Source organism: Enterococcus sp. 4E1_DIV0656 (genome assembly GCF_002140695.1).
GTDB lineage: Bacteria > Bacillota > Bacilli > Lactobacillales > Enterococcaceae > Enterococcus_D > Enterococcus_D entomosocium.
This window is the reverse complement of the sequence record NZ_NGLF01000002.1, coordinates 612545-623789: the sequence shown is the minus strand read 5'-3', so window position 1 is coordinate 623789 and position 11245 is coordinate 612545. Positions and strand designations below refer to the sequence as shown.

The 11245-nt window shown below is 34.6% G+C and carries 11 protein-coding genes and 1 pseudogene; all 12 read left to right on the top strand.

Going from position 1 to position 11245, the window contains the following annotated elements; genetic code table 11:
• The first annotated feature begins 423 nt into the window (after window positions 1-423).
• Window positions 424-1293, top strand: coding sequence for a hypothetical protein (locus A5882_RS16210; RefSeq protein WP_016613512.1), 870 nt, complete (start codon window positions 424-426; stop codon window positions 1291-1293).
• Window positions 1294-1320: 27 nt separating this feature from the next.
• Window positions 1321-2271, top strand: a complete 951-nt coding sequence (locus tag A5882_RS16205; protein WP_172634728.1) for an LCP family protein — start codon at window positions 1321-1323, stop codon at window positions 2269-2271.
• 15 nt (window positions 2272-2286) lie between these two features.
• The gene (locus A5882_RS16200) at window positions 2287-3066 is read left to right on the top strand and encodes a YveK family protein (protein WP_008378786.1); all 780 of its coding nucleotides are present in this window, start codon (window positions 2287-2289) and stop codon (window positions 3064-3066) included.
• Between the two features lie 12 nt (window positions 3067-3078).
• Window positions 3079-3783 (top strand): CpsD/CapB family tyrosine-protein kinase, encoded by a 705-nt coding sequence (locus A5882_RS16195; RefSeq protein WP_086373133.1) that lies wholly within the window; start codon window positions 3079-3081, stop codon window positions 3781-3783.
• 23 nt (window positions 3784-3806) lie between these two features.
• The gene (locus A5882_RS16190) at window positions 3807-4571 is read left to right on the top strand and encodes a tyrosine-protein phosphatase (protein ID WP_086373132.1); all 765 of its coding nucleotides are present in this window, start codon (window positions 3807-3809) and stop codon (window positions 4569-4571) included.
• Window positions 4572-4583: 12 nt separating this feature from the next.
• Window positions 4584-6401: a nucleoside-diphosphate sugar epimerase/dehydratase gene (locus A5882_RS16185; RefSeq protein ID WP_086373131.1), complete on the top strand. Its 1818-nt coding sequence runs from the start codon at window positions 4584-4586 to the stop codon at window positions 6399-6401.
• 12 nt (window positions 6402-6413) lie between these two features.
• The gene (locus A5882_RS16180; protein WP_176273411.1) at window positions 6414-7028 is read left to right on the top strand and encodes a sugar transferase; all 615 of its coding nucleotides are present in this window, start codon (window positions 6414-6416) and stop codon (window positions 7026-7028) included.
• Window positions 7025-7867 (top strand): NAD-dependent epimerase/dehydratase family protein, encoded by an 843-nt coding sequence (locus A5882_RS16175; protein WP_086316347.1) that lies wholly within the window; start codon window positions 7025-7027, stop codon window positions 7865-7867. Before A5882_RS16180 ends, A5882_RS16175 begins: the two co-directional genes overlap by 4 nt.
• Window positions 7868-7902: 35 nt before the next feature.
• Window positions 7903-8727 (top strand): glycosyltransferase, encoded by an 825-nt coding sequence (locus tag A5882_RS16170; RefSeq protein ID WP_086373130.1) that lies wholly within the window; start codon window positions 7903-7905, stop codon window positions 8725-8727.
• A complete protein-coding gene (locus A5882_RS16165; protein ID WP_086373129.1) occupies window positions 8728-9816 on the top strand; it encodes a polysaccharide pyruvyl transferase family protein in 1089 nt (362 codons plus the stop codon).
• Window positions 9817-9830: 14 nt separating this feature from the next.
• Window positions 9831-10877 (top strand): EpsG family protein, encoded by a 1047-nt coding sequence (locus A5882_RS16160; RefSeq protein ID WP_086373128.1) that lies wholly within the window; start codon window positions 9831-9833, stop codon window positions 10875-10877.
• 21 nt (window positions 10878-10898) lie between these two features.
• Window positions 10899-11245 (top strand): annotated as a pseudogene (locus tag A5882_RS19885) (hypothetical protein); the annotation flags it as partial.

The following is an 11245-nucleotide window of genomic DNA, read 5'->3' as shown; positions in this document are numbered from 1 at the left end:
CAAATTAATTTATAATAACAAGAAAAGTGTATAAAAATACTTTCTGAATTTCTTATCTTTTCTATTTATAATGAAAAGATGTTGAGAAAGTGAACGAATATAATCTCTTAAGGTTATTTTTCTATAATGTGACAACCTTCAAAGGTGATGAGAACAACGATTATAACTGAATTAATCATTATTTAAAATGAGGGTTTAAAAAAACTGTCAAGCAAAGTAGACGTTATTTATAGTTTTTTAAAATAACTGATGTTTGGCATTATATAAGTCTTTTATTGACGAAAAATATACCTTAATAAATAAAAAACGGGAATTTCCTTTATTTAATGATACATTTCTCTTATAATAAACTAGAATTGCCTTTATTATGTGAGAGGAAGGCAGAATGCTTAAACAAGCACAATTGAAGTAGGGAGTGTGTTCATGGGAAAGCCGTTAATAAAGACTTTGACTGTTTTAGCCGTTGGTATTGGCGCCGTTGCAATTTGTTTTATTGGTTACCGACAAAATAACCAAAGGCAATATCAGCAGCGAGTCGAATATGCACAGACAGCGATTGCCAGCGAAAAAGATCGCATCAATGAGTTGTCAAATGAAATTGCTGAATTTTACAGCAACGAAGATCAAACGTTTTTGCGAAAAGATCTTAAAGAAGAAGACGTTCTTAAAACAGTCGCAAAACTTTCTGCAGTGAAAGTATCTGCAGACGATTATGGGATCGATGATGATGCACTGCCAAGTGAGTCAGTGGAGATCCAACAAGAAAAAACCGCCCTTGATGATCAGCTAAAAGACATCGAGGCAAAATTAAAAGTACAAGCGGATACGGAAGCCTTATTTACTGAAGGTGTTTCAAATTGGCAAAGTGCTGAAAATGATGTCACCATTAGAGCTGATCTAAAAGAAACGGATGTCGGGAATGTCCGTGAAAATCTGAGCTTTTTTGAGGATAGTAAATGGAAAGAGTTAGTTGTTTCCTATTTAGAATATGCGGATACTCAATTGGACCGCATTGCAAAATTACAAGAAACTTTTGATGAAATGCTTGATGGGGATGAGGTGACAAGTGAAGTCACCTTAGAAAAATACCTGAGTGCAGTCGACAGTATCAGCAAAGTTCGCAACGAAGAATTGAAAGAGAAATTCACCGAATTAGCAGATAAAGTCGCTACCCAAATGGGGTACACAGGATACAGCACGTATACACCCCCCGCTTCAACGGAAAGTTATTCAGAGGATACATCCGCAGGAGATGGCACCTGGACAGACCAAAGTTCAGACACTGTTTACTAATTTAAAGATGTATCGAAGAAAATAGAGATAACTGGAGGAAAGCAAATGTCAAAAGGAAAAAAAATCTTTTTAATCATCTTTTCAATCGTTGCAGTGTTAGTCATCGGAATGATCGGTGTCGCTGCAAAATTATATTTTGATGTATCAAACTCAATTCAAGAAACCTATCAATCAGTCGAACGTGATCGAGAAGATCGTCTACGTGAAAATGATGTCGACCTATCCCAAAAAGATTCCTTCTCGGTTTTACTGATGGGGATCGATACCGGTGATTTAGGAAGAGTCGAACAAGGACGTTCTGATACCATGATGGTTGCGACCATCAGCCCACAAGACAATCAGACGACGGTGGTGAGTATTGGAAGAGATTCCTATGTTGATATCGTTGGACATGGGACGACAGATAAAATTAATCATGCCTATGCTTTTGGTGGACCAGCGATGGCAATGAATACCGTAGAAAAATTCTTGGATATTCCGATCGATCATTATGTATCAATCAATATGGCTGGTTTGAAAGAATTAGTCGATGCGGTTGGCGGCATTGAAGTTGATAATGAAATCACCTTTTCGCAAGACGGCTTTGATTTTGCTATCGGACGTACATCACTAAATGGCGAACAAGCCCTTGCCTATTCAAGAATGCGTTATGAAGATCCAAACGGCGATTATGGGCGTCAAGAACGCCAACGTAAAATCGTTGAAGGGATCGTTAAGAAAGTCTTGAGTCTTGATGGAATCACCCAATATCAAACGATCTTAAATGCCGTTGAGCAAAACATGAAGACAGATATGAGTTTCGATGACATGCGAACCTTAGCATTTAACTATCGCAGTGCCTTTCAAACGATCAAACAAGATCAGTTGCAAGGGGAAGGATTCATGCAAGATGGCATCTCATATCAGCGTGTGAGTGACGAAGAACTAGCAAGAGTTCAAAAAGAGTTGAAAGCTCAACTAAATCTAGAGAATGAATAGGAAAGTGGAGAAAAGATGGAAGAAACAATTAGCTTAAAAGAAATATTCGCAATTCTACGGAAACACTTAGCTGCTATTTTTATTTCAATGTTTGCTGGTTTAGCTTTAGCAGGGATATTCACCTTCTTTGTCATTACACCGAAATACAGTTCACAAGCTCAGTTGATTGTGACATTGCCTCAATCCGAAACTACCAATGCCAACGATGTGAATACAAACTTGCAAATGATCAATACGTATAAAGATATGATTGTCAGTGACTTGGTTATGACACAAGTAAAGGATCGTTTGGAGTCTGAAAATAACCTTGACTTGACTGTCGGACAATTGAAAGAATCCATTTCGATCAACCAGTCACAGAACTCACAAATGTTTTCCATTCAGGCAACTAGTACAAATGCAGTGTCAGCGCAAAATATTGCCAATACGACAGCATTGGTCTTTCAAGAAAATGCTCAAGATGTTATGAATGTTGATAAAATCTCAATCATTTCAAGTGCGGTAGCTAGTACTACACCAGTTTCACCTAACAACAAACTAAATTTAGCCATTGGTCTGGTATTAGGGATCATGGTCGGTGTCGGTTTAGCCTTCTTATTGGAGCTACTAGATCGAACTGTCAAAGATGATAAATTTGTAACCGAAACATTAGGCTTTACCGTATTGGGTACTGTACCCCAAATGTCACCAAAAGAATTGGCTGCGACCATTCAGAAAAAGCCAAGCGCACCATTTATTAAGAAACCGCAAGGCGACAAAACGGCAGAATCACGCCGTAGTCGTAGCCGGGTCTAGGAGGGAACAATGATGGCAAAAAAACAAGAACGTACTGGGACACAGACACATGCAGTGAGCTTGATTACAATGGTTGATCCTTCTTCACCAATCTCAGAGCAATATCGTACGATCCGTACAAATATTCAATTTGCGTCTTCAGCAGATAAACAAATCAAGACCATTGTTGTTACTTCTTCTGGTCCAGGTGAAGGGAAATCGACAACTTCAGCTAATTTAGCGGTTGTTTTTGCAAAATCAGGACAACGAGTATTGTTAGTTGATGCCGATATGCGAAAGCCTACTGTATACAAAACATTCAGCTTAAACAATGCGAGTGGATTGAGTACCGTATTAAGTACCTCAACGAGCGTCCTTGAAGCAGCTCAAAAAACGGTGATTGATAATTTATCTGTCTTAACCAGCGGACCAAAACCACCAAATCCATCTGAGCTACTTGGGTCAGCACGAATGAACCAAGTGATGGAAGAAGCGAAAAACCTTTACGATGTGGTTATCTTTGATATGCCACCAGTTGTAGCAGTCACCGATGCACAAATCATGGCATCTAAAGCAGATGGGACGATCTTAGTGGTTCGAGAAAATGTTGCACGTAAAGAATCCTTAACAAAAGCGAGAGATCTATTGAATATGGTTCAAGCAAGAATCATTGGGGTGGTCTATAACGGTGCCGAACACTCGAAAGACTCAGGTTACTACTATTATTATGGAAATTAATTAATTTGAAGGAGACGAGAGAAATGATTGATTTACATTGCCACATTTTACCAGGAATTGATGATGGTGCAGAAGACATCAATGCGAGCATTGCTATGGCTGAAAAAGCGATTAGCCAAGGAATTACGCATATCCTTTGTACCCCACATCATAACAATGGAAAATACCGCAATCCGAAGTCAGAGGTCATTTCTCTCGTTACCTCTTTACAAGAAGAATTAGACGCACGGAGCTTGTCCTTGACAGTACTTGAGGGACAAGAGGTGAGAATAACAGGAGATTTAATTGAGGATATACAGAAAAATGACATCCTTTTTACAGATCTTGATGATACGTATATCTTGATAGAATTTCCTACGATTGAAGTGCCTACGTATACAGAACAAATATTCTTCGATTTACTACAGCTGGGAAAAATTCCAGTCATTGTCCATCCCGAGCGGAATGCTCATTTTAGGAAAGACCCTAACAATCTAATCCCATTTTTAGATATGGGCTGTTTAGCTCAGTTAACTGCGCCAAGTTATGTCGGCGTATTTGGAAAAGAAATCCAAAAAACAGCAAAAACAATGGTTGAACATAATCTTGTTCAGATGGTCGCTTCGGATGCCCATGGCGTTACAAAACGCACCTTTAATTTAAAAGAAGCTTATGAGCAAATTGAGCAAGATTTTGGCATGCTCAAAGTAACGTTGATGAAACAAGTAGCAAAAGATTTGATAAACGGGGATCAAATCAGTTTTCCAGCTTTTACAGAAGTGAAAAAAAAGAAATTTGGGTTATTTTAGGGGGCAACTGGGTTGTTTGAATTAACGAGAAGAAGAAAAATTGTAACTTTGATAGTTGTAGATAGTTTATTGATCATAGCAGCGAATATAGCAGCAGTTTATTTTATGAGACCCTTTGTGGCGATTCCAAGGGAATTTACATTGATCTCTGTGAGTCTGTCTGTCGGCTTCTACCTTTTTTATGGTTCTGTGTTCCGTGTTTTTTCTCGAATCAATCGCTATACGAATCTGAAAGAAATGATTGCTATCTTCTTAGCGGTGTCATGTAGCGCTTTTACTTGCAATGTGATCTTATTTTTCGGTGAGGAAACCTATAGCGTGCGGTTAGTGATCTTTACGTACTTTCTTTCGCTCTTTTTGATCATTGCTAGTCGATTGATTTGGCGGATCTATATTGAAAGAAAAAACATGAGGGGGACGTCCAATGTGGTTGTCAAGAATACTCTGATCGTTGGCGCGGGAGAAGGCGGCCGTATTCTTTACAATAGCTTCGTAGGTTCGAAAACGGCAAGTGACATTAATATTATTGGCTTTGTCGATGATGATCCGAATAAACGAAACACTTATCTTTCTGGGAAAAAAGTCTTGGGTTGTATCAGCGATTTGCCTGAATTGATTCAAAAGTATGAGATCAATATGGTTACGATCGCTATTCCATCCTTGTCACGGAAAAAATTGCGGAGTATTTTTAGCTTAATTGAACCTTTGCATGTCAAAGTCAACACGATGCCATCAATGGAAGAAATCGCCTCTGGAAAAATCAGCACATCACGTTTGAAGAAAATCGATGTCGTTGATTTGCTAGGCAGAGATGAAGTCAAATTGGATATCGAATCCATCAAAGATCAAATTACTGGAAAGACGATATTAGTGACTGGTGCTGGTGGATCGATTGGTTCTGAAATCTGTCGCCAAGTGATTCAATTCATTCCTAAAAAACTAGTTTTGTTAGGACATGGTGAAAACTCAATTTACTTAATTGACCGTGAGTTGAAAATCAATTTTAAAGACAATATTACCGAAATCGTTCCAGTTATAGCCGATATACAAGATCGTGAAAAGATGTTTGAAATCATGAACGAAGTCAAACCGGATATCGTTTATCATGCGGCAGCCCATAAGCACGTACCGTTGATGGAATACAATCCTAGAGAAGCAGTTAAAAACAATATCTACGGTACGAAGAATACCGCTGAAGCTGCCAAAGCAGCGAAAGTGAAGAACTTTGTAATGGTATCTACGGATAAAGCCAATAATCCACCAAACGTCATGGGAGCGACAAAACGCATCTCTGAGATGATTGTTACTGGCTTAAATGAAAAAGATTGCACGAAATTTTCTGCTGTACGCTTTGGTAATGTATTAGGTTCAAGAGGCAGTGTGATTCCAGTATTCCGTGAGCAAATAGCAAAAGGTGGACCAATCACAGTAACTGATTTACGTATGACCCGCTATTTCATGACGATCCCAGAAGCTAGCCGATTAGTTATTCAGTCAGGAGCACTTGCTAAAGGTGGCGAAATCTTCATTTTAGATATGGGCGAACCGGTAAAAATCGTTGATCTTGCGAAGAATATGATTCGTTTAAGTGGCTATAGTGAAGAAGAAATTGAGATTGTAGAAACAGGGATTCGACCAGGTGAAAAGTTATATGAAGAACTATTGTTGGATAAAGAACGGAATGATGAAGCAGTCTTCGAGAAAATTTTTGTTGGCAATATCAAGGGATATTCAATGGAAGAGGTGCTTAGTTTTATAGAAACACTTCCCAATGAGAATAAAACATTGGCTAAAGAAATTGTTAGATTTGCAAATGCTTCAAACAAATAGGAGTGGGTTTTGTTGTACAAGGATGGAATGAAAAGAATTATTGATTTTATATTATCGCTAATAGGGATAATTGTTTTATCACCAGTACTATTACTATTATGTCTAGCGATAAAAATCGATTCAAAGGGTCCTATTATTTTTAAACAAAAACGGGTTGGAAAGAATAAAACCCATTTTAATATTTATAAATTCAGAACAATGAAAATTGATACGCCTAAAGAAATGCCAACACATCTATTATCAGACCCAGATTTTTATATCACCAAGGTCGGAAAAATTTTAAGAAAAACCAGCTTGGATGAGCTGCCTCAATTATTCAATATTATCAAAGGTGATATGGCTGTCATTGGGCCTCGTCCAGCGTTATGGAATCAATATGATTTGATCGAAGAGCGCGATAAGTATGGAGCAAATGATATTCGTCCAGGATTGACTGGATTGGCTCAGATTAGTGGTCGAGATGAGCTTGAGATTCCAATTAAAGCCAAGTTAGATGGCAAATATACGGATAATATTAGTTTAATGATGGATATAAAATGCTTCTTTGGTACGATTACTTCTGTTTTCAAAAGTGACGGTGTCGTTGAAGGCGGCACGGGAACGATTAAGAAGGAGGAAATCGAATGAAACGAATCCTAATTACAGGAGCGAATAGTTATATCGGTACATCCTTCGATAAGTGGATGCAGCAATTTGGCGATAATTATCAAATTGATACAGTTGATATGCATGGAGATCAATGGAAAGAAAAAGATTTCTCTCAGTATGATTCTGTTTTTCATGTCGCAGGAATTGCTCATGCAGATGTATCAAAAGTCAGTGAAGAAACGAAACAACTTTATTATAAAGTGAATTGCGATCTTGCAGTTGAGACAGTAGAAAAGTACAAAAATGATTTGAATGGAAAAAAGGGACAATTCATTTATATGAGTTCGATTATTATTTATGGTGAGGAAACAAATATAAATAGAAAAAGAATTATAACAGCTGATACTGAACCTAACCCTTCTAATTTTTATGGTGACAGCAAATGGCAGGCTGAAAAAAAATTAAAAATGCTGAGGGATGAAAATTTAAAAATAGTTTTTGTTCGACCACCAATGATATATGGACCAAACAGTAGAGGAAATTATCAGCAATTGGTTAAGATTGCAAAAAGGATTCCTGTTTTTCCAAATGTTAAAAACGAAAGGTCTATGTTAAACATTTTTAGATTATGTGAGTTTATCAAGAATAGAGTGGACAATTCTGATGAAGGAATATTTTTCCCACAAGATGACCAATATGTTAGAACAAGTTATATGGTAAGGGATTTAGCGCTAGAACATGGAAAGAAAATTTATTTGTTTTCGTGGTTAAATTGGCTAATCTATTTAATGGGGTATTTTCCAGGGAAAGTAGGCAAAATAGTCAATAAAGCTTTTGGCAATTTAGTATATGATAAAGATACTAAAAGCAGTTTCTAAATAAAATAATTATTTATTGATTAAAAGGAGTAGTAATGTATACTAATTATTCAGTTTTAATGTCTGTTTATTCGAAGGAATCACCTCTTTTTTTAAAGCAAAGTATAGAGAGTATTCTTAACCAAACGATAAAAACTAACGATTTTGTTATTGTGTTAGATGGTTTACTAACACGAGAGTTGAATGAAATTCTTTGTTACTATAAAGACAATTATGACTGTATAAATCTTGTTCAACTTGAGGAAAATATTGGATTAGGTTTGGCGTTAAATAAAGGTTTGAAACTATGTAAAAATGAATTGGTGGCAAGAATGGACAGTGATGATATATCTTTGCCAAATAGATGTGAAAAACAATTGGATAGGTTTAACGCAGAAAAGAATTTAAGTGTGTTGGGAACTCAAATTGCTGAATTTTATGAAGTACCTACAAAAACTGAAAGTATGCGTATTGTCCCTACAGCTTACAGTGAGATACTTAAATTTTCAAAGCGTAGAAGTCCATTTAATCATCCCACTGTTATGTATAAAAAAACGGAAATATTACATCTAGGCGCATACAGTGATATAAAAAGAAAAGAAGATTTAGACTTATTTCTCCGAGTTCTTTCTGAGGGAATGTATGCGGAAAATTTAAGAGAAGTAGGACTTTACTTCAGATCAAATCGAGATAATTATCTTAGACGAAAAGATAAAGTGAATTGTATAAATTATATCAAAACAATTTATAGATATACAAAAAAGGGATACTGTAGTTATACCGATTTTATATTTGTTTTATTCAGCCAAATTTTCTTTTTGATAGCACCTAAACATATAATGAAATTAGTGTCTGATAAATTTTTAAGGAGTAAAGTCTAAATGAAGAAACGTAATCAAGTAATTGAATTAATTAAAAAGAAAATGCCTTTGAATGTGAAATTAAAGATAATTAATCTAATGATGACTAAAAAATTTAAAAGTAAAGAAAAGCTTTTTTTTAAGCCCAGTCCTAAGCCTCGAATATTTTTAATGCTTGCAACTGATTATCCTAATTTAGGAGATCATGCACTAACCATTTCTCATAAAGAGTTTTTACTTGAAAATTTCGGTGATTATGAAGTTGTAGAATTCTTTGTAAATGAGACGATAGAAGCGGTGAATTCCATGAAAGAAATGATTAAAACCGAAGATATAATTACACTTAAAGGCGGAGGGAATATAGGTATTGAATATTTCAGAGAAGAGTTGTTGAGAAGATACATAATTAACAATTTTCCTGAAAATAAGATTGTACTTTTCCCGCAAACTGTATTTTTCCCGGAAACTCAATTAGGTATCAGAGAAGAAAATGAAACAATGAAGGTTTTTAAAAAACATAAAAATTTACGAATTTTTGTAAGAGATGAAAAGTCATATAATATTCTTAAAACTCACTCCATTAGAAATGTGAGTCTAGTACCCGATATTGTTTTCTCATATAGTACAAATTACCAGAATAAATATGATAGAAATAATAAAAATATTTTATTGTGCTTGAGGAATGATCGAGAAAAATCAGATGAGAGAATTGCTCAGAAAGAAATGGAAGAATTTCTATTGAATCTGTCTTATAAGGTTTCTGAAACTGATACGGTTGTAAAATATGATATTGATAAAAAAAATCGGTATAATGAATTGAACGGAAAATTAAAACAATTTAGTGAGTCAAGACTAGTAGTTACAGATAGACTACATGGAATGATATTTTGTTATATAACAGGCACTCCTTGCATTGTTCTTAAAACATATAATCATAAAGTAACTGGACAATATGAATGGATTAAGGATAGTAATTTCATTAAGTTTGCATCTAATATGACCGAATTCTCCACGGAGTTTAAAAATATACTAAAAATAAAAGTTGAGAAATCATCAGACAAATATCTAAAAGATTCTTTTATACAGATTATTTCTGAACTATCAGATTAGTGAGGATATAAAAAATGTGGTTATTTTTCTTTATAGTTTTTTTTATAATCTCTTTAGGATTGATACTTAATAAGTATCCAAAGAGCTATTTAAAAATTTTGTTTTTTGTATTTTTTATAATTTCTGCATTTAGATCGTCCAATATTGGTAATGATACTATAGAATATACCAACCTATATACTTCATTGCAAAACTCAACCATGGAAAGTTTTACTTGGAGATATGAACACGGATTCCTTTACTTTAACAGATTATTATCATTTATTTCACCTAATCCACAAGTTTTATTAGTTACAATAGCGTTTATCACATGTTTAGCTTATTATATCGTAATAAAAAAATACTCTTTAATTCCTTGGATGAGTGTGTATCTTTTTTTTACTTTGAGATATTTTGATTTAAGCATGAATATTGCTCGCCAAACTCTAGCAATGGCAGCAATTTTAATGGCCGTAACAGCTATTTTAAACAAGAAATACATTTTATTTTTTATCTTTGTTTTGCTAGCTACCAGCTTTCACAATACAGCTATAATTTCCCTATGTATTTTGTTTGTTGACAAAATAAAGGATAATAAAAAATTTGTTGCTTTTTTAGCTATTCTTACTAGTATAGGTTTTATATTATTTCCTATGATTTTTAATTTTCTTCTAAGATTTTTTCCGACATATAGTTACTATTTAACATCGAGTTACATGGATGGAAGTACTAGAACAGCAACAATTTTAAATATTGCAGTTAATATGGTTATTATATTGTTTGTTTGGTATGTTGGTTTTCCAAGAAGTAGACCCAATATTTTATTTTTTAAAATGATTTTAGTAGGACTTGCAATTTCCATAATTTCAATAAGGTTTAGTCTATTGGATAGGGTTGGTGACTATTTCTCAGTATTTGTAATCTTATTACTCCCGAATTCATTTAATAATTTACGCTACAATAAATCTTTTAAATTTTTGTTGTACATGTTTATATTGATTTTTATGGGTTATTGCTTAACTATCCTGTTGTTACGACCAGATTGGAATAGGGTTTACCCATATCAATTTTTTTTTCAATAGATTAATGGAGGAACATTTTTAATGAGAATTTTAAACGTAATAGGCAGAAGGCCTACAGGTGGTATAGGTTCAGTCGTAAAAAATTATCAAAAACATTTAGACAAAGATGTAATCTATGACTACCTTTTGTTTTCAGATTATCCTGAAGGGCCTTTTGACTCTGAGGTTAAAAAACTTGGCTCAAAAGTATATATAGTTCCTTCGTTGAAACTAAAAAATTATATTGCTATAAACTCTCAATTGGATAAACTTTTTCACAATATAAAAAATGAGTATGATATTATGCACATACACACTGTAAATGTTGCTTTTTTAGTGGTGAATAAAGCCAAAAAGATTGGTTTGAACAACATAATAGCACATAGTCA